Source organism: Mycolicibacterium novocastrense (genome assembly GCF_001570485.1).
In the GTDB taxonomy this organism is placed as follows: Bacteria; Actinomycetota; Actinomycetes; order Mycobacteriales; family Mycobacteriaceae; genus Mycobacterium; species Mycobacterium novocastrense.
Genome location: NZ_BCTA01000093.1, coordinates 189,178 through 213,435, shown reverse-complemented (window position 1 = coordinate 213,435; position 24,258 = coordinate 189,178). Strand labels below are relative to the sequence as shown.

General features: G+C 67.9%; 23 protein-coding genes and 2 riboswitches. Of the genes, 9 read left to right on the top strand and 14 right to left on the bottom strand.

Annotated features, from left to right (window positions below; all coding sequences use genetic code 11):
* Positions 1-9: 9 nt before the first annotated feature.
* Positions 10-2,619 carry an FHA domain-containing protein gene (locus RMCN_RS27910; RefSeq protein WP_064413349.1) on the bottom strand — a complete coding sequence of 870 codons (2,610 nt, stop codon included), beginning with the start codon at positions 2,617-2,619 and terminating at the stop codon, positions 10-12.
* Between the two features lie 115 nt (positions 2,620-2,734).
* Between RMCN_RS27910 and RMCN_RS27905 the strand changes: the two genes are divergently transcribed.
* Complete coding sequence (locus tag RMCN_RS27905) at positions 2,735-3,151, top strand: hypothetical protein (protein WP_131808619.1); 417 nt, start codon at positions 2,735-2,737, stop codon at positions 3,149-3,151.
* On the opposite strand, the gene RMCN_RS27900 is transcribed toward RMCN_RS27905, so the two are convergent.
* Entirely contained in the window at positions 3,118-4,341 is a 1,224-nt protein-coding gene (locus RMCN_RS27900) for an NADH:flavin oxidoreductase (protein ID WP_067396110.1), read from the bottom strand. The genes RMCN_RS27905 and RMCN_RS27900 overlap by 34 nt on opposite strands.
* Before the next feature lie 28 nt (positions 4,342-4,369).
* Here RMCN_RS27900 and RMCN_RS27895 point away from each other — a divergent pair, with 28 nt between their 5' ends.
* Together RMCN_RS27895 and RMCN_RS27890 are read left to right on the top strand one after the other, a co-directional pair.
* Positions 4,370-5,254 carry a bifunctional methylenetetrahydrofolate dehydrogenase/methenyltetrahydrofolate cyclohydrolase gene (locus tag RMCN_RS27895; protein WP_064345712.1) on the top strand — a complete coding sequence of 295 codons (885 nt, stop codon included), beginning with the start codon at positions 4,370-4,372 and terminating at the stop codon, positions 5,252-5,254.
* Positions 5,251-5,544 carry a DUF3017 domain-containing protein gene (locus RMCN_RS27890; protein ID WP_064345713.1) on the top strand — a complete coding sequence of 98 codons (294 nt, stop codon included), beginning with the start codon at positions 5,251-5,253 and terminating at the stop codon, positions 5,542-5,544. The genes RMCN_RS27895 and RMCN_RS27890 overlap by 4 nt, the downstream gene beginning before the upstream one ends.
* 85 nt (positions 5,545-5,629) lie before the next feature.
* Here RMCN_RS27890 and RMCN_RS27885 read toward each other — a convergent pair whose 3' ends face one another.
* From RMCN_RS27885 to RMCN_RS27875, 3 genes are read right to left on the bottom strand one after another with little or no spacing between them, the layout of a single operon-like run.
* The gene (locus RMCN_RS27885) at positions 5,630-6,361 is read right to left on the bottom strand and encodes a class I SAM-dependent methyltransferase (protein WP_064413352.1); all 732 of its coding nucleotides are present in this window, start codon (positions 6,359-6,361) and stop codon (positions 5,630-5,632) included.
* Positions 6,358-7,491 carry a homoserine O-acetyltransferase MetX gene (metX, locus tag RMCN_RS27880; protein ID WP_067396106.1) on the bottom strand — a complete coding sequence of 378 codons (1,134 nt, stop codon included), beginning with the start codon at positions 7,489-7,491 and terminating at the stop codon, positions 6,358-6,360. Before metX ends, RMCN_RS27885 begins: the two co-directional genes overlap by 4 nt.
* Positions 7,491-8,840 carry a bifunctional o-acetylhomoserine/o-acetylserine sulfhydrylase gene (locus RMCN_RS27875; RefSeq protein WP_067396104.1) on the bottom strand — a complete coding sequence of 450 codons (1,350 nt, stop codon included), beginning with the start codon at positions 8,838-8,840 and terminating at the stop codon, positions 7,491-7,493. Before RMCN_RS27875 ends, metX begins: the two co-directional genes overlap by 1 nt.
* 102 nt (positions 8,841-8,942) lie before the next feature.
* Positions 8,943-9,065, bottom strand: a riboswitch (SAM riboswitch).
* 187 nt (positions 9,066-9,252) lie between these two features.
* Between RMCN_RS27875 and RMCN_RS27870 the strand changes: the two genes are divergently transcribed.
* Positions 9,253-11,508, top strand: coding sequence for an NADP-dependent isocitrate dehydrogenase (locus RMCN_RS27870; protein ID WP_067396101.1), 2,256 nt, complete (start codon positions 9,253-9,255; stop codon positions 11,506-11,508).
* Here RMCN_RS27870 and RMCN_RS27865 read toward each other — a convergent pair.
* On the bottom strand, positions 11,505-12,347 hold the full coding sequence (locus RMCN_RS27865; protein ID WP_064413356.1) for an epoxide hydrolase EphH: 843 nt from the start codon (positions 12,345-12,347) through the stop codon (positions 11,505-11,507). The genes RMCN_RS27870 and RMCN_RS27865 overlap by 4 nt on opposite strands.
* A 69-nt stretch (positions 12,348-12,416) precedes the next feature.
* On the opposite strand from RMCN_RS27865, the gene RMCN_RS27860 reads away from it, so the two are divergent.
* The 3 genes from RMCN_RS27860 to yhjD are packed head-to-tail and all read left to right on the top strand — an operon-like array spanning position 12,417 to position 15,307.
* Positions 12,417-13,232: an exodeoxyribonuclease III gene (locus RMCN_RS27860; protein ID WP_067396330.1), complete on the top strand. Its 816-nt coding sequence runs from the start codon at positions 12,417-12,419 to the stop codon at positions 13,230-13,232.
* Positions 13,229-14,245, top strand: coding sequence for a tryptophan--tRNA ligase (trpS, locus tag RMCN_RS27855; protein WP_067396098.1), 1,017 nt, complete (start codon positions 13,229-13,231; stop codon positions 14,243-14,245). The genes RMCN_RS27860 and trpS overlap by 4 nt, the downstream gene beginning before the upstream one ends.
* A gap of 15 nt (positions 14,246-14,260) precedes the next feature.
* Positions 14,261-15,307, top strand: coding sequence for an inner membrane protein YhjD (yhjD, locus tag RMCN_RS27850; RefSeq protein WP_067396094.1), 1,047 nt, complete (start codon positions 14,261-14,263; stop codon positions 15,305-15,307).
* Here yhjD and RMCN_RS27845 read toward each other — a convergent pair.
* The gene (locus tag RMCN_RS27845) at positions 15,301-15,624 is read right to left on the bottom strand and encodes a DMT family transporter (protein ID WP_064413359.1); all 324 of its coding nucleotides are present in this window, start codon (positions 15,622-15,624) and stop codon (positions 15,301-15,303) included. The two genes, yhjD and RMCN_RS27845, sit on opposite strands and share 7 nt — an antisense overlap.
* Positions 15,625-15,638: 14 nt before the next feature.
* Positions 15,639-15,706, bottom strand: a riboswitch (guanidine-III (ykkC-III) riboswitch).
* Between the two features lie 25 nt (positions 15,707-15,731).
* On the opposite strand from RMCN_RS27845, the gene RMCN_RS27840 reads away from it, so the two are divergent.
* Positions 15,732-16,682 (top strand): NAD(P)H-dependent flavin oxidoreductase, encoded by a 951-nt coding sequence (locus RMCN_RS27840; RefSeq protein ID WP_067396091.1) that lies wholly within the window; start codon positions 15,732-15,734, stop codon positions 16,680-16,682.
* On the opposite strand, the gene RMCN_RS27835 is transcribed toward RMCN_RS27840, so the two are convergent.
* From RMCN_RS27835 to RMCN_RS27820, 4 genes are all read right to left on the bottom strand, one after another.
* Positions 16,679-17,902: a D-alanyl-D-alanine carboxypeptidase family protein gene (locus RMCN_RS27835; protein WP_067396089.1), complete on the bottom strand. Its 1,224-nt coding sequence runs from the start codon at positions 17,900-17,902 to the stop codon at positions 16,679-16,681. The genes RMCN_RS27840 and RMCN_RS27835 overlap by 4 nt on opposite strands.
* A gap of 81 nt (positions 17,903-17,983) precedes the next feature.
* Positions 17,984-19,006, bottom strand: a complete 1,023-nt coding sequence (locus RMCN_RS27830) for an SMP-30/gluconolactonase/LRE family protein (protein ID WP_067396327.1) — start codon at positions 19,004-19,006, stop codon at positions 17,984-17,986.
* Positions 19,007-19,026: 20 nt separating this feature from the next.
* Complete coding sequence (locus RMCN_RS27825) at positions 19,027-20,397, bottom strand: aspartate aminotransferase family protein (RefSeq protein WP_067396086.1); 1,371 nt, start codon at positions 20,395-20,397, stop codon at positions 19,027-19,029.
* Positions 20,394-20,915 carry an Lrp/AsnC family transcriptional regulator gene (locus RMCN_RS27820; RefSeq protein WP_064345726.1) on the bottom strand — a complete coding sequence of 174 codons (522 nt, stop codon included), beginning with the start codon at positions 20,913-20,915 and terminating at the stop codon, positions 20,394-20,396. Before RMCN_RS27820 ends, RMCN_RS27825 begins: the two co-directional genes overlap by 4 nt.
* Before the next feature lie 110 nt (positions 20,916-21,025).
* Here RMCN_RS27820 and RMCN_RS27815 point away from each other — a divergent pair, with 110 nt between their 5' ends.
* Positions 21,026-22,522 (top strand): gamma-aminobutyraldehyde dehydrogenase, encoded by a 1,497-nt coding sequence (locus tag RMCN_RS27815; RefSeq protein WP_067396325.1) that lies wholly within the window; start codon positions 21,026-21,028, stop codon positions 22,520-22,522.
* On the opposite strand, the gene RMCN_RS27810 is transcribed toward RMCN_RS27815, so the two are convergent.
* Genes RMCN_RS27810 through RMCN_RS30925 form a run of 3 tightly spaced genes read right to left on the bottom strand, consistent with a single transcriptional unit; the run spans position 22,519 to position 24,169 of the window.
* Positions 22,519-23,355 (bottom strand): PrsW family intramembrane metalloprotease, encoded by an 837-nt coding sequence (locus RMCN_RS27810; protein ID WP_234787814.1) that lies wholly within the window; start codon positions 23,353-23,355, stop codon positions 22,519-22,521. The two genes, RMCN_RS27815 and RMCN_RS27810, sit on opposite strands and share 4 nt — an antisense overlap.
* Positions 23,352-23,651 (bottom strand): hypothetical protein, encoded by a 300-nt coding sequence (locus tag RMCN_RS31705; protein WP_067396084.1) that lies wholly within the window; start codon positions 23,649-23,651, stop codon positions 23,352-23,354. Before RMCN_RS31705 ends, RMCN_RS27810 begins: the two co-directional genes overlap by 4 nt.
* On the bottom strand, positions 23,648-24,169 hold the full coding sequence (locus tag RMCN_RS30925; RefSeq protein ID WP_131808618.1) for a hypothetical protein: 522 nt from the start codon (positions 24,167-24,169) through the stop codon (positions 23,648-23,650). Before RMCN_RS30925 ends, RMCN_RS31705 begins: the two co-directional genes overlap by 4 nt.
* Positions 24,170-24,258: the final 89 nt, after the last annotated feature.

Here is a 24,258-nt window from a genome sequence, read left to right as displayed (position 1 = left end):
CGGCTTGCGCTAGCTGCTGCTCAGCCGGATCCGCCAGCGCACGAACGCCGTGTAGCCGATGCAGATCAGTGCCAGCATGGCCATGTCGAACAGCCATGTGCCAGCGCTGTGTTCCCAGTGGCGGTCGTTGGGCGTCAACGGGCCGGGCACCAGCCGGATCAGGTCGATCGTCGAGGCCGAAGCCGCGAAACCCCAACGGGCAGGCGTGAACCACGACATCTGATCGAGCACGATGCGGTCCGTCACCGGGATCATGCCGCCCGAGAACACCAGCTGCGACATGATCGCCACCACCAGCAGCGGCATGATCTGCTCGTTGGACCTGGCCAACGCCGACAGCGCCAGGCCCACCATCGCCGCGGCCACCGTCGTCACCGCGATGTCGACGAACAATTCGATACTGCGGTTACCGATCAGCGCACCGCTGTCCACGGCGCCCGGACCCCAGCCCTTGCCGATGATCGCGATCGCCGTCACGATCGCCGACTGCACGATCGCGAACAGCGTGAACACGAACACCTTCGCCAAAAGGTATGCGGTCGTGGACAATCCGACGGCCTGCTCGCGGCGGAAGATCGCCCGCTCACCGATCAGCGCCCGGATGGTCAGCGCGGTGCCCATGAAGATGGCGCCGACGTTGAGCATGACCAGGATCTGGCCCGGCTCGTTGGGTGCCGGGCCGCCCTGCATAGCGGGCACCGGCACCCCGAACCCGACGTCGCCGGGAACCGACAGCGACAGCACGCCCATGATGAACGGCAGCAGCATCAGGAACGCGAAGTAACCGCGGTCGGAGATCACCAACCGCACCTGACGGCGCGCGATCGTCGAGAACTGCCGCCGCACGCTCGTACTCGTCGGGCTGCCCAGATCGGACGGCTGTTCGGTCGGCGGTGGCGGTGGCGGCGGCCCGTGCTGGGAACGGAACCGCTCGTTGGCCGCTTCGGGGTCGCTGGCCACCGAGCTGAAGATGTCGGCCCAGTTGGTCGTGCCCATCGACGGACCGATCTGGCTGGGCGGGCCGTAGAACGCGGTCTTTCCGCCCGGCGCCAGCAGCAGCACCTGATCGCAGACGTCGAGATAGGTCAGCGAGTGCGTGACCACCAGCACGACACGCCCGGCGTCGGCCAGTTGCCGCAGCATCGTCATGACCTGGCGGTCCAGTGCGGGATCCAGGCCCGAGGTCGGCTCGTCGAGGATCAGCAGCGACGGGCCGGTCAACAGTTCCAGTGCCACCGAGGCGCGTTTGCGCTGGCCGCCGGAGAGCTTGTCGACGCGGGTCTCCAGATGCTTGGTCATCTCGAGTTCCTCGAGCACCTGCATGACGACCTGTTCCCGGTCGGCCTTCGTGGTGTCGGGCGGCAGACGCAGTTCCGCGGCGTACATCAGCGCCTGACGCACGGTCAACTGACCATGGACGACGTCGTCCTGCGGAACCATCCCGATCCGGGAGCGCAGCGACGCGTATTCGGCGTGCACGTTGTGTCCCTCGAAGGTCACCGTGCCCGTCGTCGGATGGGTGTAGCCGGCGACCAACCGCGCGAACGTCGACTTACCGGCGCCCGACGGGCCGATGACGGCGGTCAGTGTCCCCGGCCGCGCGGCGATCGAGATGTTGTCCAGCAGGGTCTTGTTGTTCTCGATGGTCCACGTGACGCCGTGCACCTCCAGCCCGCCGGTGCGGGTCGCGGCCTCGGTCTCGGTGCCGCGGACCAGCGTCCCGCCGGAGAAGACGAGGTCGATGTTGCCGATCGTGACCCTGTCGCCGTCGCGAAGCAGCGCCGAGTCCACCCGCGCACCGTTGACGAACGTGCCGTTGATGCTGCGGTTGTCGACGATCTCGGTACCGGCAGGTGTCGGCACCAGCGTGGCGTGGTGGCGCGACGCCAGCACGTCGGGTACGACGATGTCGTTGTCGGTGGCTCGACCGATCTTGACCGCGCCGGGAGCGTTGTCGGCGGGTCTGCTCCCCGGTCGCAGGATCTTGAGCATGCTCGTGGCGAGGTTGCCCTCGCTGGAGCGCGGAGCCGCCGTCGGCCCCATCATCGTCGCCGACTCGAGCGCCGGTGACGATATCGGCTGGCGCACCGGCTGCTGCGGGGTCGTATAGGCCGCGGGCTGCGGCGTGCTGGGATACCGGGGTGGCGCAGGCGCGCTCGGGTAGGTCGGTTGTGGACGCGATTGCCCCGGCGGCGGCCCGTACGGCCGCGCGGTGTGCGGACCCGAGGGCGGACCCGACGGGTAGTTGCCCGTCGGCCGCTGGTTGGCGATCGGTACCGCCACGGTCGGTGTGCGGCCCACCGCGCCCTGGTGGCGCCCGATCTCGAAAGTCAGGCGTGGACCGTCCGGATTGCCGATGTTGACGGTCTGCCCGTCGTGGATGTCGACCGCGGGAACCCTGCGGTTGTTGACGAACATCCCGTTGAGGCTGCCGTTGTCGATCGCGACCCAGCGGCCCTGATCGAAGCGCACCACCAGATGCGCACGGGAGATCAGGGGGTGGGCAATGCGAACGTCGGCGCGGAGATCGCGGCCGATGACGACGTCGTTCCCCGCCGCGAAGGTTCGGGTCGATCCGTCGTACCGAACGGTCAGCGCGGGCGGGGCGGGTCGGCTCATCGACGCCAACTCTAACGGTAGGCACGGAGGGCACGGTGGTCCGACCGTGAAAGTTTGCCGGTCGTCCGGCGAGTCGCTCGCAGATGGCGACGAAACGTGGTCACCATAGGTCATGGTGTCTCGGGCGCCGTTCCTGGTCGTCGGCATTGGCGGGCTTTGTGTCGTTGCGGCGTTCCTGGCGCCGACGGTCGATGCGCAGAGCGCCATCGCGATCGACGCCCGCGGGTTCGTCGACTCCAAGGCCCGGTGCGAGGCGCCATGGCAGCCAGCGGCTTTGGGCCGCACTCAGTTCGCGCTCGTCGCGATCTGCGAACGGGGCGGCAACTACGAGTACCGCGGGGTGCGGATGAGCGACGGTCTGGTGCTGACCGCGCCCGCGGTCGCAAACAGTGACGGCGTCTTCACCGTCGAGAACGAGGGCGCCACGTACACGTTCTCGGCCAAGGAACTCGTCGTGACCGCCGACGACCGCGTGTTGGTGACCGAACCGATGGTCGCCTACGTCGAGCCGCGGCCCGCCGTCGACGGCTGATAGTTGTCCGGCGCCCCGGTCAGCACGCAGTGGGTGTGGCTGTAGATCGTCGGCATGCACTTGTTGCAGTGATCGCAGATCGAGCGCACCGAACTGTCGGCCTGGATGCGGTTGATCAGGTCCGGTTCGGCCAGCAGCGCACGCCCCATCGCGACGAACTCGAAGCCTTCGGCCATCGCGAGGTCCATCGACTCGCGGTTGGTGATGCCGCCCAACAGGATCAGCGGGATCTTGAGCTCGGCGCGGAACTTCTGGGCGTGCCGTAGCAGAAACGCCTCGCGGTAGGGGTACTCGCGTAGGAATTTCTTGCCGGTCATCCGGATACCCCACCGGATCGGCGGCTTGAACGCGCCGGCGAACTCCTTGATCGGCGCGTCGCCGTGGAACAGGTACATCGGGTTGACCAGCGAACTGCCGGCGGTGAGTTCGATGGCGTCCAGGCCGCCGTCCTCTTCGAGCCATTTCGCGGTCTGCAGCGACTCCTCGATCGGAATGCCGCCGCGCACACCGTCGGTCATGGTCAGCTTCGCGGTGACCGCGATCGGGGTGCCTTCCTTTTCCACCGCGCGCCGCACCGCCATGACGACGCCGCGGGCCACCTTCGCGCGGTTCTCCAGCGAGCCGCCGAACTCGTCGGTGCGGCGGTTGAGCAGCGGGGACAGGAACGAGCTGGCGAGATAGTTGTGGCCGAGGTGGATTTCGACGGCGTCGAAACCGGATTCGATGGCCAGGCGCGCGGCGTTGGCGTGCGCCTCGGTGACCTCGCGGATGTCTTCACGGGTGGCCTTCTTGGCGAACCGCATCGACAGCGGGTTGAAGAACCGGATCGGCGCCAGCGCCTTGGCCTTGTTGGTCCGCGCGTTCGCCACCGGTCCGGCGTGGCCGATCTGCGCGCTGATCGCGGCGCCCTCGGCGTGAATCGCATCCGTCAGCCGCTTGAGTCCCGGCACCGCCTCCGGGCGCATCCAGATTTGCCAGCCGTCGGTGCGCCCGCCGGGGGCGACCGCGCAGTAGGCGACCGTCGTCATCCCGACTCCGCCGGCGGCGGGCAGCCGGTGGTAGTTGATCAGATCGTCGGTGACGAGCGCGTTCGGCGTCGACGCCTCGAACGTCGCCGCCTTGATGATCCGGTTGCGCAGCGTCACCGGGCCGAGCTTGGCCGGGGTGAACACATTGGGCGCAGTGTTCATAGACAAGGAGCATGCCAGACTGTGACCCGTGGGTGCGATCACACTGGACGGCAAGGCCACGCGCGACGAGATCTTCGTCGACCTCACCGAACGCGTCGCGGCGCTGACACAGGGCCGTCTTCGCGGCTCGGCCGCGGTGGCGGGGCGCACGCCGGGGCTGGGGACCGTGCTCGTCGGCGACGACCCCGGCTCTCATGCCTACGTGCGCGGCAAGCACTCCGACTGCGCGAAGGTCGGCATCAACTCGATCCGCCGCGACCTGCCCGCCGACATCGACCAGGCCACGCTCGACGAGACGATCGACGAGCTCAACGCCAACCCCGAGTGCACCGGCTACATCGTGCAGTTGCCGCTGCCCAAGCACCTCAACGAGAACGCCGCGCTGGAGCGCGTCGATCCGGGTAAGGACGCCGACGGTCTGCATCCGACCAACCTCGGGCGGCTGGTTCTCAACGAACCCGCCCCGCTGCCGTGCACCCCGCGCGGGATCGTGCACCTGCTGCGGCGCTACGAGGTGGAGATCGCCGGCGCGCATGTCGTCGTCATCGGCCGCGGTGTGACGGTCGGGCGCCCGCTGGGGCTGCTGCTGACCCGTCGTTCGGAGAACGCGACGGTGACGTTGTGCCACACCGCGACTCGTCATCTGCCGGAGTTGGCGCGAGAGGCCGACATCATCATCGCCGCGGCGGGGATGCCGCACATGGTGACCGCCGAGATGGTGCGGCCCGGCGCGGCGGTCGTCGACGTCGGGGTCAGCCGCGACGAGAACGGCAAGCTCGTCGGTGACGTCCACCCCGACGTCTGGGACGTCGCCGGGCACGTCTCGCCCAATCCGGGTGGCGTGGGCCCGCTGACGCGGGCGTTCCTGCTGACGAACGTGGTCGAGCGCGCGGAGGTACTGGCCGCGACGTGACGCCAAAGGAGTTCGCGCGCAAGGTCTTCACCGGTCAATGGCCGTTCTGGTCGGTCGGGCTGATCTTCGCCGCCGCGTTCGTCCTGGTGGTCGCGGGCTATTGGCGACGCGGCGCGCTGGTGATGGCGATCGGGGTCGGGGTGGCGGCCGCGCTGCGGCTGCTGTTGAGCGACGACCGCGCGGGGCTGCTGGCGGTGCGCAGCCGGGGCGTCGATTTCGTCACCACCGCGACCGTCAGCGCGACGATGCTCTACATCGCGTGGACCATCGACCCGCTGGGCACCAGCTAGCACTTCAGTCTTCAGTCGCCGAGTGTGGGCTTGATGCACGCTTTTTCGAAAAGGGCGTGCGGGTAACCCACGTTCGGCGCGGCGGTCAGGCCAGCGTGGCCCGGATGCACACCGTGACGTACGGCAGCGCCAGCCCGGTGGCGTTGGCCAGCGCCGGATGGGTCGCCAGCAGCTCGCGCACGCGGTCCAGCGTCCTGGTGCGCACCTGCTCCGGTGAGGTGATGCAGTAGCTGCGCGACGCGACGAGGTCGATGAGCGCTTGGGGCGTCAGGTAACTCGTCCACTCCACCTGATGACGTTCGACGCCGGTGAACGGCTCGGGCAGCGACACGGTGTTGCTGAACGGATCGTGCTCGTGGCCGATGATGCGGCCGAGGTCTTTGACCCAGCCGAGCCGCTCGTCGCGAGTGTTCCACACCAGGCCCAGCCGGCCGCCGGGGCGCAGCACGCGCGCCACCTCCTTGACCGCGATGTCGGGATCGAACCAGTGCCAGGCCTGGGCCACCAGCACGGCGTCCACGCTGTCGTCGGGCAGCGGGATCTCCTCGGCGGTGCCGAGCAGAGCGGGCGTCTCGGGAAGCGAACGGCTCAGCAGCTCAAGCATTTCGGGAATCGGATCGACGGCGACGACGTCGAGGCCGCGCTCCACCAGGCGCGTGGTCAGTTTGCCCGTGCCCGCCCCGAGGTCGAGCACCTTGGCGGCGGCCGACGGCAGCAGCCAGTCGATCGCCTCGGGCGGATACGACGGCCGACCGCGTTCGTAGGCCGCGGCTTCGGCGCCGAAGGACAGCGAGCGGTCCTGTTCCGGTCGGCTCACCGCGCTGCCAGCTCCAACGCCCGCCGGATCAGCTTGTAGACCGCGTCGCTCTCCACCAGGAAGCCGTCATGCCCGTAGATCGACTCCACGACATCGAGACCGGCGCAGCCCGGCAGCAATTCGGCCAGCTCCTCCTGCAGCCGAAGCGGGTAGAGCCGGTCGGAGGTGATGCCGCCGACCACCGCGGGCACCGGACAGCCGCGCAGCGCGGCCTCGACACCCCCGCGTCCGCGTCCGACGTCGTGGCCGGACAGCGCCTCGGTCAGGGCCACATACGTGCCGGCATCGAACCGCGACACCAGCTTTCGGCCCTGATGCTCCAGATAGCTCTGCACGGCGTAGCGGCCGCCGACGCCGGGGTCCTCGTCGTCCTGCGGATCGTTGGCGAACCGCGTGTCGAGCTCGAGTTCCCCGCGGTAGGTCAGATGGGCGAACCGCCGGGCGATCTCCATGCCGAGATCGGGGGACAGGCCCGTGCCGTAGTAGTCGCCGTTCTGCCAGTTCGGGTCGGCCTTGATCGCGGCGACCTGAGAACTCTGGGTGCCGATCTGGTCCGCGGTGGCACGCGCGCCGACGGCCAGCACCAGCCCCGCGCGCACCCGGTCCGGATGGCCGACCATCCACTCCAGCGCGCGGGCGCCACCCAGCGAGCCGCCCATGACCGCGGCGACCTCGGTGATGCCGAACGCCTCCAGCGCGGCGATGTCGGCGCGCACCTGATCGCGCACGGAGACGACCGGGAAACGCGAGCCCCACGGCTTGCCGTCGGGGTGTGGTGAGCTCGGGCCGGTCGAGCCGCGGCACCCGCCGAGCACGTTGGTCGCCACCGCGCACCAACGGTCGGTGTCGATGGGTCCGCCGGGACCGGCCACGCCGTCCCACCAACCGGGGGTCGGATGGTCGGGTCCCGCGGGACCGGTGATGTGGGAGTCGCCGGTCAGCGCGTGCAGCACCACGACGACGTTGTCGCGCTCGGGCGACAGCTCACCCCAGCGCTGCACGGCGATCGACACGTCGTCGATGACCGCGCCGTTCTCCAGCGTCAGCGGGCCGATGTCGACCACGCCGATCTCGCCTTCCGCGGGCAGATTCAGGAGTGGCACCTCGACTTCCAGGTCGGAGAGGGTCATCAGAACGCCGCCGTGGTGTTCGGATCGGACTTGCCTGCGGAGCGCAGCGGCTTGGCGGCCGCGAAGCCCTGCTCCAGATCGGCCAGGATGTCGTCGATGCCCTCGATGCCGACGGCAAGGCGCACCAGCCCGGGTGTGACGCCGGTGGCCAACTGCTCCTCCGGCGCCAGCTGCGCATGTGTGGTGGACGCCGGATGGATCACCAGCGACCGCACGTCGCCGATGTTGGCGACATGGCTGTGCAGGGTCAGCGCGTTGACGAACGCCTTTCCGGCGTCGACCCCACCGGCCAGCTCGAACGCGAGCACGGCACCGGTCCCCTTGGGCGCCAGCTTCTTTCCGAGCTCGTGCCACGGAGACGACGGCAACCCGGCGTAGTTGACCGAGATGACGTCCTGGTGTCCCGCCAGATACTCGGCGACCTTCTGTGCGTTCTCGACGTGCCGCTCGACGCGCAGGCTCAACGTCTCCAGTCCCTGGGCCACCAGGAACGCGTTGAACGGCGACGCCGCCGAACCGAGGTCGCGCAGCAGCTGCACGCGCGCCTTGAGGGCATAGGCCGGCGGGCCCAGCTCCGCGAACACCACGCCGTGGTAGCTGGGGTCGGGTTCGGTGAAGCCGGGGAACTTCCCGTTGGTCCAGTCGAACGCGCCGCCGTCGACGATCACGCCCGCGATCGCGTTGCCGTGGCCGCCGAGGTACTTGGTGGCCGAGTGCACGACGATGTCGGCGCCGTGGCTCAACGGTTGGATCAGATACGGCGTGGCGATCGTGTTGTCGACGATCAGCGGAACTCCGGCGTCGTGGGCGGCCGCGGCGACGTTGGGGATGTCGAGCACGTCGATCTTCGGGTTGGAGATCGTCTCGGCGAAGAAGGCCTTGGTGTTCGGGCGCACCGCGGACCGCCAGGAGTCGAGGTCGTCGGGATCGTCCACGAAGCTGACCTCGATACCGAGCTTCGGAAGCGAGTAGTGGAACAGGTTGTAGGTGCCGCCATAGAGCCGGGGGCTGGACACGATGTGGTCGCCGGTGTCGGCCAGGTTCAGGATCGCGAACGTCGATGCGGCCTGTCCGGACGCCAGGAACAGCGCGGCGACGCCGCCTTCGAGCGCGGCGATGCGCTGTTCGACGACGTCGGTCGTCGGGTTCATGATCCGCGTGTAGATGTTGCCGGGCTCGGCGAGGCCGAACAGCGCGGCGGCGTGATCCGTGCTGTCGAACGTGTACGACGTGGTCTGGTAGATGGGCAGGGCGCGGGCGTTGGTCGCGCTGTCGGGGCTCTGTCCGGCGTGGACCTGTTTGGTTTCGAAGGTCCAGCGAGCGCTCGGGTCGTCGTGTTCGGTGCTCATAGCTTCTCCTGTTGTGAGGGGCCGTAAAGGGGCATTTCACGCACTCAGCGGTAACTGCGCACGCCGGACCTCCGCTGTCTTCTCTGGGGGCCCGTCACAACGGACCCGCGCTTGCCGGTAACCGCTTGTCAGCGGGTACTCAACCTGGTCATCACCCGGGGCACCCCACCGCGGTTGGAGGGTTGCCGACCAGCAAGCCGGGGCTTGTCGCTGGCACTCATGACCGCTGAGAAGCTTATCGCACGTCAGCCGCGTCGTGCCAGCGAGGGATGCCGTCGGCCGGCTACCCGTCAGTAGCCGATCACAGTCCTCCCGCCGGACCCCCTGGCTCACACAGAGGGTCGGGTACGGCGCAATACTGGTAGTCGACTGACCGAGGCCTGACCGATTAGCGAGCCGGGAGAACCCCACCATGACTGCCGAGCAGCCGACCATCATCTACACGCTGACCGACGAGGCGCCGCTGCTGGCGACCTACGCGTTCCTGCCGATCATTCGGACCTTCACCGAACCGGCGGGCATCAACGTCGAGACCAGTGACATCTCGGTGGCCGCACGCATTCTCGCGGAGTTCTCCGACCGCCTCACCGATGAGCAGCGTGTCCCCGACAACCTGGCGCGGCTGGGTGAGCTCACCGAGAAACCGGACACCAACATCATCAAGCTGCCCAATATCAGCGCCTCGGTGCCGCAGCTGCTGGCCGCGATCAAGGAGCTCAAGGCCAAGGGTTACGACCTGCCCGACTACCCGGGTGAACCGAAGAACGACGAAGAAAAAGCGATCAAGGATCGCTACGCCAAGATTCTCGGCAGCGCGGTCAATCCCGTTCTGCGCCAGGGTAACTCGGACCGGCGCGCCCCCAAGGCGGTCAAGGAGTACGCGCGCAAGCATCCGCACAGCATGGGTGAGTGGTCGATGGCGTCGCGCACGCATGTGGCGACCATGAAGACGGGCGACTTCTACCACGGCGAGAAGTCGATGACGCTCGACAAGGACCGCAAGGTCAAAATGGTGCTCACCACCAAGAGCGGTGAAACCCTGGTGCTCAAGCCGGAGGTGGCCCTCGACGAGGGCGACATCATCGACAGCATGTTCATGAGCCGCAAGGCGCTCTGCGAGTTCTTCGAAGAACAGATCGAGGACGCCTACAAGACCGGCGTGATGTTCTCGCTGCACGTCAAGGCCACGATGATGAAGGTGTCGCACCCGATCGTGTTCGGGCACGCGGTGAAGGTGTTCTACAAGGATGCGTTCGCCAAGCATCAGAAGGTGCTCGACGAACTCGGCGTGAACGTCAACAACGGCATGTCCGACCTGTACGACAAGATTCAGGCGCTGCCGGCCTCCCAGCGCGAGGAGATCGTCCAGGACATCCACGCCGTGCACGAGCACCGGCCGGAACTGGCGATGGTGGATTCGGCCCGCGGCATCACGAACTTCCACTCGCCCAGCGACGTGATCGTCGACGCGTCGATGCCGGCCATGATCCGGCTCGGCGGCAAGATGTACGGCGCCGACGGGCGCACCAAGGACACCAAGGCGGTGAACCCCGAGTCCACGTTCAGCCGGATCTATCAGGAGATGGTCAACTTCTGTAAGACCCACGGCCAGTTCGATCCGACGACCATCGGCACCGTGCCCAATGTGGGGCTGATGGCGCAGAAGGCCGAGGAGTACGGCAGCCACGACAAGACGTTCGAGATCCCCGAGGACGGCGTCGCGGACATCGTCGACGTCGACACCGGCGAGGTGCTGATGACCCAGAACGTCGAGACCGGCGACATCTGGCGCATGCCGGTGGTCAAGGACGCCGCGATCCGCGACTGGGTGAAGCTCGCCGTGACGCGGGCGCGGGCCTCGGACATGACCGCGCTGTTCTGGCTCGACACCGAGCGTCCGCACGAGGTGGAGCTGCGCAAGAAGGTCAAGGAGTACCTCAAGGAGCACGACACCGAGGGCCTACACATCCAGATCATGCCGCAGGTGTGGGCCATGCGGTACACGCTGGAACGGTTGATCCGCGGCCAGGACACCATCGCCGTGACCGGGAACATCCTGCGCGACTACCTGACCGACCTCTTCCCGATCCTGGAGCTGGGCACCAGCGCAAAGATGCTGTCGATCGTGCCGCTGATGGCCGGAGGCGGCATGTACGAGACCGGTGCGGGTGGTTCGGCGCCCAAGCACGTCCACCAGCTGGTCGAGGAGAACCACCTGCGCTGGGATTCGCTCGGCGAGTTCCTTGCTCTGGGAGCCTGTTTCGAGGACATCGGGCGCAAGACCGACAACAAGCGGGCCGTTCTGCTGGGCAAGACGCTGGACTCGGCCATCGGAAAGCTGTTGGACAACAACAAGAGCCCGTCACGCAAGACCGGCGAGCTCGACAACCGGGGCAGCCAGTTCTATCTCGCGATGTACTGGGCGCAGGAGCTCGCCGAGCAGACCGACGACAAGGAGCTCGCCGACCACTTCGCCGACCTCGCGAAGTCGTTGGCCCACAACGAAGATGCGATCGTCAACGAGCTCATCGAGGTGCAGGGCGACTCGGTCGACATCGGCGGGTACTACTACCCGGACCCGGAGAAGACCACCGCGGTGATGCGGCCCAGTAAGACGTTGAACTCGGTGCTGGAGGGCGCGACGAGCGAGCCGGTGACCCAGCTCTAACCGCCGAGCGCCTCCCGCGGCGGGGCGGCGTGGCGGTCGACGAACTCGACGATCAGATCGGCCACGCGCTGCGGCGCCTCGTACATCGGGATGTGGCCGACGTCGTCGAGGTGCGTGACCTGCGTACTCGACGGCAGCTGCGCGGTGAAGTGCCGGGTGAACCGCGGATGCGGCAGCACCCGGTCCTTCTCGCAGATCACCAGGTGGGTGGGGCAGGCGCTCTCGGCCAGTTCCATCAGCCCCGGGGTCAGCAGCGACTTCACCAGCAGCTGGTAGTAGGCCGGGCAGTGGGTGACGTCGTCGATGATGTCGAGGAGGTCGTCGTCGGACAATCGGTCCGGCGTGGCGCTGATCGGGAAGTGCGCCAGCCAGCGCGTGAAGGGAAGCTTCAGGACACGTTGCCGGAACACCAGCGTGAACACCCACACCGGGAAGCCGGCCAGGAACTTGCCGACGATCTCGAACTTGGCGGGGGTGAACTTGCGCCATCCGCCCGCCGGTGCGATCCCGGTCAGCGTGCGGGCCCGGCCGCGGCGCTCCAACTCGAAGGCCACCCAGCCGCCCAGCGAATTGCCGACGATGTGCGCGGTATCCCAGCCCAGCGCGTCCATTCGGCGTTCGACGTCGTCGGCGAGCTCTTTGGTGTCCAGGAAACGGTGCCCCTTCACCCCGCCGTTGTGCCCGGGCATCGTCGGGGCCAGTACCTCGTAACGGCCGGTGTCGGCGATGAGCGGGGCGACTTTTTTCCACACGTTCTGCGACATCATGAACGGGTGTAGCAACACGATGGGCTCACCTGAGCCGACGTGGAGCGGGTCGCGCGGCAAGTTTCTAGCCATCCGCCCGACAGTAAAGGCGATACCGCCGGTACCGCAAGTGCGTCGGTATGGTCTGCCGCTGTGACCTCGCTGATCGTCAGCACCATCAACGTCAACGGCATCCGCGCCGCGGTCAAAGAGCGTTCTGCGCAGAACCGAGGCCTGCTGCCGTGGCTGGCATCGACCACCGCCGATGTGATCTGCCTGCAGGAAACCCGCGCCGACGATGCCCAGCTCGCGGCCGCGTTGGCGCCCGCCCTGGCCGACGGTTGGCGCCTCGCCTCGGCCGAACCGCACATCAAGGGCCGCAGCGGCGTGGCCGTGCTGTCGCGCCACCCGATCTCGGCGTCCCGGCTGCTCGAGTCCGACGAGTTCGGCGCGCACGGTCGCTATCTGGAGGTCGACACCGCAGGGGTGACGGTCGCGAGCGTCTACGTCCAGACCGGCGAGGCGGAGACCGACCGCCAGCTCGAGAAGGAACGGTTCATGGCCGAGCTCGCGGCGCGGATGGCGAAGCTGGTCGACTCCGAGGCCGTCGTGTGCGGCGACTGGAACATCGCCCACACCGAGAACGACATCAAGAACTGGAAGGGCAACCTCAAGAAGTCCGGGTTCCTGCCCGGCGAGCGGCAGTGGCTCACCGACCTGCTCGCCTCGGGTTGGGTCGACGTGGTCCGCGAGTTGCACCCCGACCAGCCGGGTCCGTACGCGTGGTGGTCGTGGCGGGGCCGCGCCTTCGACAACGACGCCGGCTGGCGCATCGACTACCAGTTGGCCACGAAAGCCCTGGCGGAACGGGCCGTTGCCGCCCGCGTGGAGCGCGCCGAGGCGTATGCGTTGCGCTGGTCGGACCACGCGCCGGTGACCGTCGAATACGGCTCGCGTGAAATGATCGGACGATCATGAGCAGTTCGCGCAATCCCGTCGTCTTCTCCGGTGTCCAACCGACCTCCGACTCGCTGCATCTCGGCAACGCGCTGGGAGCGATCCAGCAGTGGGTCGGGCTTCAAGACGACCACGACGCGTTCTTCTGTGTGGTGGACCTGCATGCGATCACGATCCCGCAGGACCCCGAACGGCTGCGGCGGCGCACGCTGGTCACCGCAGCGCAGTACCTGGCGCTGGGTATCGACCCGGGCCGCAGCACGATCTTCGTGCAGAGCCACGTTCCGGCGCACGCCGAATTGGCCTGGGTGCTCGGCTGTTTCACCGGTTTCGGGCAGGCGTCGCGGATGACGCAGTTCAAGGACAAGTCGCAGAAGGAAGGCAGCGAAGCCACCACCGTGGGCTTGTTCACCTATCCGGTGCTGATGGCCGCCGATGTGCTGCTGTACGACACCGAGCTCGTCCCGGTCGGGGAGGACCAACGCCAACACCTGGAGTTGGCACGCGATGTGGCGCAACGGGTCAACTCGCGCTTCCCTGACACCTTCGTCATCCCCGAGCCGATGATCCCGAAGGCGACGGCCAAGATCTACGACCTGCAGGACCCGACGTCGAAGATGAGCAAATCCGCGGGCACCGAGGCCGGCCTGATCGGCCTGCTCGACGATCCGAAGGCGTCGGCCAAAAAGATCCGCTCGGCCGTCACCGACAGCGACCGCGAGGTGCGATACGACCCCGACGCCAAACCCGGCGTCTCGAACCTGCTGACCATCCAGTCGGCGGTCACCGGCTCCGACATCGACAAGCTCGTCGAGGGTTACGCGGGTCGCGGATACGGCGACCTCAAGGCGGACACCGCGGAGGCCGTCGTCGAGTTCGTGACACCCATCAAGGAACGGGTCGACGAACTGCTCGCCGATCCCGCCGAGTTGGAATCGATTCTGGCGGTGGGCGCCGAACGGGCCCGCGACGTGTCTGCGACGACACTGCGCCGGGTATACGACCGGTTGGGGTTTCTGCGGCCGGGGGGCTGACGTGGGGAGGCTGTTGTGAAACCTCCGGGTGAGCCGGAAGCGCCCGACGAGAAGAAGGGGTTCGTCGACCGGCTGCGCGCGCGGCACGAATGGTTCGACCACGTCATGCGGGCGCAGGAGCGCTACAACGACAGCAAGGGCGACTTCTACGCGGCGGGCATCACGTACTTCACGGTCTTCGCGATGTTCCCGCTGTTGATGGTCGGATTCGCGATCGGGGGTTTCATCCTGGTCAGCCAACCCGAACTGCTCGCCGACATTCAGGACCGGATCCGGGCGTCGGTATCCGGCGACGTCGCCACGCAGCTCGTCGAACTGATGGACTCCGCGATCGAGTCCCGCACCTCGGTCGGGATCATCGGGCTGGCCACCGCGGCATGGGCCGGGCTGGGCTGGATGGCCAACCTGCGCGAGGCGCTGAGCCAGATGTGGGGCCTGATGCGACGCGAAACCCCCGGCTTCGTGCGCACGAAGTTGTCGGATTTGACGGCCATCGCCGGCCTGTTTCTGGCGATCGCGGCCACCATCGCGCTGACCGTGGTGAGCAGCTCTGGAGTGGCCCGCAAGGCCGTCGAATGGGTTGGGCTGGGCGATGTCCCGGGCATGAGCATCCTGCTGCGGGTGATCTCGCTGGCGTTCTCGGTGTTGATCAGCTGGCTGCTGTTCACCTGGATCATCGCGCGGCTGCCCCGCGAATCGATCAGCTTTCACTCGGCGATGCGGGCCGGGCTGCTCGCGGCGGTCGCGTTCGAGGTCTTCAAACAGGTGGCGTCGATCTACCTGCGCTCGGTGGTGACCGGCCCGGCCGGGGCGACGTTCGGCCCGGTTCTCGGCCTGATGGTGTTCGCCTACATCACCGCTCGGCTCATCCTCTTCGCCACGGCGTGGGCGGCCACGTCGATCGAGAACATGGAGGCCGCACCGCTCCCGCCGCCCGGGCTCGTGCAGATCGCCCCCCGGGTGCAGGTGCACGAGGGTGTCGGGGTTGGCGGTGTGCTGACCGCGGCGGCGGCGGGAGCGCTTGGCGCGCTAGGGATTTCGAAGCTCCGACGGCGTCATTGATTCTGGCTGACCAGCTGCAGGCCGACCACGCAGCCGATGATGCCGAGCAGCAGTGCCACCTTGATCGGTGACGCGCTCTCCTCGCCGGTGGCCAGCGCATAGGCGACGGTGAGCGCGGCGCCCACGCCCACCCACACCGCATACCCGGTGCCGACGGGTAGATCTCGCAGGGCGATACCCAAGCCGCCCATCGAGATGATCAGTGCCACAACGAAAACGGTGATCGGAACCGGGCGGGTGAAACCTTCCGACTTGCTCAGGGCGACCGCCCACACGGCTTCGAACGCACCCGAAGCTATGAGGATGACCCAGGGCATGAAACAACACCTCCGAAACGCCGTCTTGTCGCTGTCCGGGTACGGCGCCGCTCGTCCGGTGTCGACTGCTGACAGCCCCACCGTAACAAAGCGGTAACGTCGCATCCGTGCCCCTTGCGACGCCGTGGTCCCGCCGCATCGGCCTCGAGGTGCCGATCGTCAACGCGCCGATGGGCGGCACCGCGGGCGGGGTCCTGGCCGCCGCGGTATCCCGGGCGGGCGGCCTCGGCATGGTCGGGATGGGAAGTTCGGCCACCGCCGCGAAGTTGGCGGCCGAACTGCCGCACGTGTCGGGGCTCGGGCGTCCGTTCGGTATCGGGCTCGTGCACTGGGTGACGGCGGCAGAGCCGGAACTGTTGGAGGTGGCGCTCGCCGCGAAGCCCGCGCTGCTGGCCGTCAGCTTCGGCGACGAATGGTCCTGGGTTCAGCGGGCCCACGACGCCGGCGTGTCGGTGGCCGCCCAGGTCGCCGATGTGACCGGTGCGCGGCGGGCGGCCGACGCGGGCGTCGACGTGATCGTCGCGCGCGGGGCGGAGGGCGGCGGGCACGGCGAGGCGCGCATCGGCACCCTGCCGTTGCTCGCGGAGGTGCTCGACGCGGTGACGGTGCCCGTGCTGGCCGCCGGCGGTATCGGCACGGGCCGCGGGCTTGCGGCGGTGCTGGCCGCTGGAGCCTCGGGCGCCTGGCTGGGTACGGCGTTCACAACCTGCACCGAAGCGACGACGTCCGATGGCGCCCGCGAGCACCTGCTGCGCGCATCGGGCGAGGATACTGTGACGACGCGCGTCTTCGACATTGCTCTCGACTACCCTTGGCCGACAACGTTTCCCGAGCGGGTGCTACGCAACCAGTTCGTCGACCGCTTCGACGGGCGCGAGGACCTCATCGATGCCGATTCGCGCGCCGTCCTGGCCGCTGCCGCAGCCGCCGAGGACTACTCGGTGGCGCCCGTCAACGCCGGCCAGGGCGTCGGTATGGTCCGCGAAACGCGCTCCGCGGCCGACGTGGTCGAACGGCTCTGCACCGAGGCCGAGTCGCTGTTGCGCCGCTGGGGTTAGTGCTGCGGGCGCCGGTTCAGCGACCGCGCGCCCATGATCAACGAGAACACGATCACGCTGCCGACCACCGCGACCCCGACCCGCACCGGCATCGCGTCGATGTCCGACATCATCGGGGCGGCGTTGACCGCGGGGTTGGTGCCGTCGGCGCCCGGCTTGGTTCCGAGCAACGACGGGTCGGGCTCGATCAGTGTGCCGACGCTGGTGCCCGGCGCCGTGGCGAAGCCGTAGTCGAGCAGATGCGCGGCCTGTTCCCAGGGTGCGATCGGCTGGCGGGTGCCTTTGAGGAGCACGGCGACCAGTCGGCGGCCGTCGCGGTCGGCCGCGCCGACGAACGTCTGGCCGGCGTCGTCGGTATAGCCGGTCTTACCGCCCATCGCGCCGGGGTAGTTGAGCAGGAGCTTGTTGTCGTTCTCGATGGGGTAGCCGACATCGCCGCGGCCGGGGAAGTCGAATGCGCGGGTCAACACGATGTCGCTGAAAACCGGGTTGCGCCAGGCATACCGGTAGAACAGCGCCATGTCGTAGGCCGAGGTGCTCATGCCGGGACCGTCGAGCCCGGACGGCGTGGCGACCCGGGTGTCGAGGCCGCCCAGCTTGCGGGCCAGGTCGTTGAGTTTGTGCAGCGTGGCGTCCCAGCCGCCCATCTGGCGGGCCAGTGCGAACGCGGCGTCGTTGCCCGAGTACATCAGCAGCCCGTGCAGCAGGTCGTTGATCGAATAGTGGCCGCCCTCGCCGACCCCGACCTTGGTGCCCTCCTGGGCGGCGTCTTCGGCGGTGCCGGGAACGACCTTGTGCAGCGGCAGCTCCTTGATCGCCGCCATGGCGGTCAGCACCTTGACGATGCTGGCGGGCCGGTGCCTGCCGTGCGGATCCTTGGCGGCGATGACGTCGCCGGAGTCGAGGTCGGCCACCAGCCACGCCTCGGCCGAGATGTCGTTGGGCAGTGGCGGGGTGCCCGGCGCGGTGATGACTCCGCAGCCGGAGAGCTTCTCGCCACCCATCGGCGTGGCCGGCACCGGCAGCGGCGCGGGCGGTGCCTGACCCGGTTTGGGCACCTCGGATGCGTCGACCGCGGGCGGCGTCACCTCGCGGTACGGGCATGCGCTCGCCTCGGGGGCGGCCGGCGGCTGCGCGCTTGCCACGGCCGGTCCCGCGGCCACGAACAAGGCCGTGGCCAGTACGGCGGCGCGGTGCAGCGGATTTCGAAACTTCGCCATCGTGACCGCACATTAAGCCGCGAAAGGGCGGATCGCGCGTAGGCGCGCTGTGACTGGTGTTACTTGAGTTTCATTTGTGACTTAGCGGATCGACAGCGACGCGACGTCGACGTGCGCGACGGCGGGGAACCCGATGCTGCCCATCCACAGCCGGCCATCGGATTCGACCAGACCGGTCACCATGCCGAAGTGCGGATGCTCGCAGCGGATGCCCGCGACGACGTCACCGGTGTCGGGATCGAACGCCACCGCCCACACCTCGGGCTTGATCTGGGGTTGCAGGTTGTCGGGCAGCTTCCACAACAACTTGCGCAGGGCGGGCCAGCGCGGTGCGAGCCATTCGGCGGCGGTGTTGAGCGGTGAGACCATCGCACACCAGATGCGGCCGTCGGCGCCGGTGGACAGGTTGTCGGGATGGCCGGGCAGGTTCTCCCGAAGCGGGGTCACCGACCCGGCGCGCTCGCCGGTGAGCCAGAACTTCGACAGCCGGCGCCCCATCGTCTCGGCGAACACCAACGCCGACCCGTCGGCGGTCGGGGTGACACCGTTGGCGAAATACAGCCCCGCCACCGCGGTGAGCACGGTGCCGTCGGCGTCGCGGCGGAACAGGCTGCCGCGCGGGCGCGCCTCCATCACCGCGCCCTTGAAGTGGGCGTAGTCGAACGCGCTCGTCGACTCGGTGAAATAGATTGTGTCATCCGGTGATTGGGTGACGTTCGAGCAGAACATCAGCCGCCGGTCGTCGACTTCAGCCACGAGCGTCTGCACCGTACCGCTTGATGGATCGAGTGCCAGCAGGCCGCCGGGGCTGGTGCAGACCAGGATGCGGCCGTCATGCGCGACGTGCAGGCCCAGCGGCCGGCCCTCGGTGGTGGCGACGACGACCGGGTCGCCACCACCGGGCGCGATGCGAACGATGCGGCCGTCGTCGAGGCCTGCCCAGATGGCACCCTCGGCGTCGACCACCACGTCCTCGGGCGCGTTGCCGGGCACTTTGACGACGGTCAGGTCGGCCGACGGCAGATCTGGAAGCGGATCGACGGGCGGCGGCTGCCAGCGGACGGGATCGATCGGCGGCTTCGTGGACTTCGGCTCGGTGGACACGCCGCCAGTCTCGCGCAAACTCAGATGCGGCGGCCGGCTTCGGCGAGCACGTCGCGCATGATCTGGTAGATCGCGTCGAATTCCTTCTGGCCGCTGATCAGAGGCGGGGCCAACTGGACGACCGGATCGCCGCGATCATCAGCGCGGCAGTACAGGCCGGCCTCGAAGAGTGCGGGGGTCAGGAACCCGCGCAGCATCCGCTCGGACTCCTCATCGTTGAAGGTCTCCTTGGTGGCTTTGTCCTTGACCAGTTCGATGCCGTAGAAGTAGCCCTCGCCGCGAACGTCGCCGACGATCGGCAGGTCGTACAACTGCTCGAGGGTGGCCCGGAATCTCGGTGCGTTCTCCTTGACGTGGTCGTTGAGCCCCTCGCGTTCGAAGATGTCGAGATTGGCCAGCGCCACCGCCGACGACACCGGATGCCCGCCGAAGGTGTAGCCGTGCGCGAACATGGTCTTGCCGTCGTTGAACGGCTCGAACAACCGGTCGCTGGCGACCATCGCACCGATCGGCGAGTAGCCGGACGTCAAACCCTTTGCGCAGGTGATGATGTCGGGGACGTAGCCGAAGTCGTCACAGGCGAACATCGACCCGATCCGGCCGTATGCGCAGATGACCTCGTCGGACACCAGCAGCACGTCGTACTCGTCGCAGATCTCCCGGACCCGCTCGAAATACCCTGGCGGCGGCGGGAAGCAGCCGCCCGCGTTCTGCACCGGTTCGAGGAAGACGGCCGCGACGGTGTCGGGGCCCTCGAATTCGATGGCTTCGGCGATACGGTCGGCGCAGTACTGTCCGAACGCCTTCTCGTCGCCCTGGTACGGCGCGGGGGCGCGGTAGAAGTTCGTGTTGGGCACCCGGAAGCCGCCCGGTGTCAGCGGCTCGAACGGCGCCTTGAACACCGGCAACCCGGTGATCGCCAGCGCCCCCTGCGGTGTGCCGTGATAGGCGATGGAACGCGAAACCACCTTGTGCTTACCGGGTTTGCCGGTCAGCTTGAAATAGTTCTTGGCCAGCTTCCACGCCGACTCGACGGCTTCGCCGCCACCGGTGGTGAAGAACACCCGGTTCAGATCACCGGGTGCGTAACCGGCGACGCGTTCGGCGAGTTCGATCGCGGTCGGCGTGGCGTAAGACCACAGCGGGAAGAATGCCAACTGCTCGGCCTGTTTGGCGGCGGCCTCGGCCAATTCCTGGCGGCCGTGCCCGACCTGGACCACGAAAAGCCCTGACAGCCCGTCGATGTAGCTCTTGCCGTTGCTGTCCCAGATCGTGACACCCTCACCGCGTGTGATGATCGGCGGAGTGATGCCGGCGCCGTGCCGGGCGAAGTGACCCCACAGGTGACGGTTGGCTTTCGCGCCGAGGTCGGCCGAAAGGGTTGAAGTCATCGAGTGCCCCAATTGTATTGCTGCTTGACGAGTTTCAGGTAAACGAGTGTCTCGGTGGAGATCACTCCCGGCAGCGCTCGGATCTGGGTGTTGAGCAGGTCGAGCAGGTCGTCGTCGTCCTCGCAGACCACCTCGACGATGGCGTCGAAGGATCCGGCGGTGAGCACCACGTAGTCGACGGACTCGATGGCGGCCAGCTTTTCGGCCACCTTGGTGGTGTCGCCGGTGCAGCGGATCCCGATCATCGCCTGGCGGGCGAAACCCAGTTGCATGGGATCGGTGACGGCGACGATCTGCATGACACCGGCGTCGACCATGCGTTGCACCCGCTGCCGGACGGCGGCCTCGGACAACCCGACCGACTTGCCGATGCCCGCATACGAGCGGCGGCCGTCCTGCTGCAGCTTCTCGATGATCTGCTTGCTCAAGTCGTCGAGGGGAAACGCGGCGCCGGGACGGGACTGGTTGAGTCGGAACGAAACGGGGCCGAGGCCGTGCGTCGCACCCGGAGTAGGCATGCCAGTGATTGTGCACGGAATTCGTCGTCAGAGGCAACCACAGCCATGAAATCACTCGTTCGGACCCGGCTCGGCTATGGGAAAGCGTAGGGGTCCGTTAGCGTATGGCCATGACTGCGACATCCGTTTCCGCCAGTGTGGCGGGCAGCTGGATCGACGGCGCCGCGGTGGCGACCGGCGGACCCGCCCACCGGGTCACCGACCCCGCGACGGGGCAGGCCGTCGCCGAATACGCGTTGGGCACGCCCGCCGACGTGAACACCGCGGTGGCCTCGGCCCGCGCGGCGTTGACCGAATGGTCCACCGCCACGCCAGCGGACCGCTCGGCTGTCCTGTTCAAGCTGGCGCACCTGGCGGGCGAGAGCGCGGAGGCATTGGTCGCCGAGGAGGTCAGCCAGACCGGTAAGCCGGTGCGGCTGGCCGCCGAATTCGACGTCCCCGGCAGCGTCGACAACATCGATTTCTTCGCCGGCGCGGCGCGCCACCTGGAAGGCAAGGCGAGCGCCGAGTATTCCGCGGATCACACGTCGAGCATCCGGCGTGAGGCGGTCGGTGTGGTCGCCACCATCACGCCGTGGAACTATCCGTTGCAGATGGCGGTGTGGAAAGTATTGCCCGCGTTGGCCGCCGGCTGTTCGGTGGTGATCAAACCGTGTGAGTTGACACCGTTGACCACGTTGACGCTCGCGCGCCTCGCCAAGGAGGCGGGCCTGCCGGACGGCGTCTTCAATGTGGTCACAGGACTCGGCGGCGAGGTCGGCACGGCGCTGGCCGGCCACCGCGACGTCGACGTCGTGACCTTCACCGGGTCGACGCCCGTGGGCCGCAAGGTGATGGCGGCGGCGGCGGTGCACGGCCACCGGGTGCAGCTCGAGCTCGGCGGCAAGGCGCCGTTCGTGGTGTTCGACGACGCAGATCTCGACGCCGCCGTCCAGGGCGCTGCGGCCGGCGCGCTGATCAACACCGGTCAGGACTGCACGGCGGCGACGCGGGCGATCGTCGCGCGCGAGCTCTACGACGATTTCGTCGCGGGCGTCGCCGAGGTGTTCTCCAAGGTCGTCGTCGGCGACCCACAGGACCCGGACACCGACCTCGGACCGCTGATCTCAATGGCGCACCGGGCGAAGGTGGCCGGCATGGTCGAGCGGGCGCCGGGACAGGGCGGACGGATCGTCTGCGGCGGGTCGGCCCCCGACCGGCCGGGTTCGTTCTATCTACCGACCGTGATCGCTGACGTCGATGAGCGGTCCGAGGTGTATCGCGACGAGATCTTCGGACCGGTCCTCACGGTGCGCTCGTTCACTGACGACGACGACGCGCTGCGGCAGGCCAACGACACCGCGTATGGCTTGGCCGCCTCAGCGTGGACCCGCGACGTCTACCGCGCGCAACGGGCGTCGCGGCAGATCAAGGCCGGCTGCGTGTGGATCAACGACCACATCCCGATCATCAGCGAGATGCCGCACGGCGGCGTCGGGGCCTCCGGGTTCGGCAAGGACATGAGCGATTACTCGCTCGAGGAGTACCTCACCGTCAAGCACGTGATGAGTGACATCACCGGGGTTGCCGAAAAAGAGTGGCACCGCACGGTTTTCGGCAAGCGCTAACCGTTTCGCGCTGCGCCGAGAGTGCTGTTTCTGACGGAATCCGAGCCGAATTCGTCAGAAACCGTAGTCTCGCCGTAGCGCTGGATACGGTCGAGGGCGGCGCGCTGCTGGGCCTTGACCGCTTTGGCCGCGGCGCGGCCGCCGGACCGTTTGGCCGACTTGCGCAGGGCGCGGCGGCGGCGTCGCGTCGGCAGCGAATCCAGAACGTCTTCGCCGATGGTGGCGAGTTCGCCGCTGGCACGGCCGGCCTCGATGCGGGCGATCACCCAGCGCCGCTCGTCACGTAGCAACAAGGCCGCGACGACGAGAAAGAACGCCAGGCTGCCGAGCATCTTGAGCGGCATCGCCGCCACCGGACCCGGTGCGTTCCAGGTGAAGTGCAGCAGCGGGCCGCTCAGAAGCAGTCCGCACGCGATGGCCAGCCGCCGCCCGGTCGACCATCGCTCGCGGTCGCGGAACGACGGCAGCAACAGCAGCACGCCCACCGATGTCAGCGCCGTATAGGTCCAGTGCGCCGGCACGGCGGTGAAGAACCGCACGACGAGGTTTCCACCCGCACCGGCCATATCCGAGTCGAGGTCCTGGAGCGCGCTGTTCGCCGCGTACGACAGGTCCTCCATCAGGTCGAAACCGAAACCGACGAACATCCCGACCATCAGCGCATGCGAAATGCGGTTCAACACATGGGCACCCAGCACCAGCACCACCGCCGCGCACAACGCCTTGGACGCTTCCTCGATGATGGGTGCGGTGAGCGCGGCCTCCCAGTCGGTGAACGTCTCCGGCGTCAGCACCATGCTCCACAATTGGCCGAGTCCACCGTTGCCGCTCATCGCCATCGCCACCGCTGCGGTGCCGCCCAGTGCGAAACCGCCACGAGGGCCTGCGGATAACGCCGCCCACTACGAAACGGGTCGAACCGGAAGATCAGCCACACCATGAACGCGATGAACAGCAGCCATAGCCACGACAGGGCGATGTTGGCGTCGAGCGTCGCGCGGATGACCGGGCCGGAATCGTCGAGCAGCGCGAGCGTTCCGAGAATCAGCGCCACCACGAACACCCAGAACACCGCGGACTCGGGTCGGTACACCACAGGACGCCGTTGCGGCACCGTCTGGTCGCTCACGGCAGTTCCCTTCCGATCGGTGCCACCACGAGGTCCAGCGGCGGTGCGGGCTGGTCGGCCGTCCCCAGGGTCTGAACCCACACGATCACGTCGTCGTCGGCCAGGAAGGCGCATTCGCCCAGCCGGTCATCCGCGACGAGCTCACATCCCACACCGGTGAGGGTGCCGTCGGCGGTCGTGACGATTTCGCCTGTCATCGCGGCGCTGGAACCGGTGATGCGGTCGGCCCGCATGAGCCGCCGCGCAACCGCGTCGACGTCTCGGCCTCCACGGTCGAAGACCTGCACGATGACCAGCTCGTCACCGGAGCGGTAGCCGACCCCGTTGCCGAATTCGCGGGCATCCCAGCCCGCAGGGCCGGCGACGGAGATCTCGTTGCCGTCCTCGCTGGTCAGCACCGTCGTTTCGGAACTCGGCTGCCAGGCGTCGTCTTCGACCATTGCCGCGGCGGCCATCGGGATCCCCGGTACCGCAATCAGTCCCGTCGCCAGCAGCAGCGCTGCCCGCATCTCGATCAACGGCGTCCCCTCGATAAGTCCGGCTATGACGGGGTCGAACCTAGCAAGCGACATGCACCGCGGCGGGCACGCCACGCTGGAAGTGTTGG

Bases quoted from the DNA above. Each gene is read 5' to 3' on its own strand.
- RMCN_RS27910 (WP_064413349.1), bottom strand. From the start codon at position 2,619: ATGAGCCGACCCGCCCCGCCCGCGCTGACCGTTCGGTACGACGGATCG.
- RMCN_RS27900 (WP_067396110.1), bottom strand. From the start codon at position 4,341: ATGAACACTGCGCCCAATGTGTTCACCCCGGCCAAGCTCGGCCCGGTG.
- metX (WP_067396106.1), bottom strand. From the start codon at position 7,491: ATGACCCTCTCCGACCTGGAAGTCGAGGTGCCACTCCTGAATCTGCCC.
- RMCN_RS27875 (WP_067396104.1), bottom strand. From the start codon at position 8,840: ATGAGCACCGAACACGACGACCCGAGCGCTCGCTGGACCTTCGAAACC.
- RMCN_RS27870 (WP_067396101.1), top strand. From the start codon at position 9,253: ATGACTGCCGAGCAGCCGACCATCATCTACACGCTGACCGACGAGGCG.
- RMCN_RS27865 (WP_064413356.1), bottom strand. From the start codon at position 12,347: ATGGCTAGAAACTTGCCGCGCGACCCGCTCCACGTCGGCTCAGGTGAG.
- trpS (WP_067396098.1), top strand. From the start codon at position 13,229: ATGAGCAGTTCGCGCAATCCCGTCGTCTTCTCCGGTGTCCAACCGACC.
- RMCN_RS27845 (WP_064413359.1), bottom strand. From the start codon at position 15,624: ATGCCCTGGGTCATCCTCATAGCTTCGGGTGCGTTCGAAGCCGTGTGG.
- RMCN_RS27835 (WP_067396089.1), bottom strand. From the start codon at position 17,902: ATGGCGAAGTTTCGAAATCCGCTGCACCGCGCCGCCGTACTGGCCACG.
- RMCN_RS27825 (WP_067396086.1), bottom strand. From the start codon at position 20,397: ATGACTTCAACCCTTTCGGCCGACCTCGGCGCGAAAGCCAACCGTCAC.
- RMCN_RS27820 (WP_064345726.1), bottom strand. From the start codon at position 20,915: ATGCCTACTCCGGGTGCGACGCACGGCCTCGGCCCCGTTTCGTTCCGA.
- RMCN_RS27815 (WP_067396325.1), top strand. From the start codon at position 21,026: ATGACTGCGACATCCGTTTCCGCCAGTGTGGCGGGCAGCTGGATCGAC.
- RMCN_RS27810 (WP_234787814.1), bottom strand. From the start codon at position 23,355: ATGAGCGGCAACGGTGGACTCGGCCAATTGTGGAGCATGGTGCTGACG.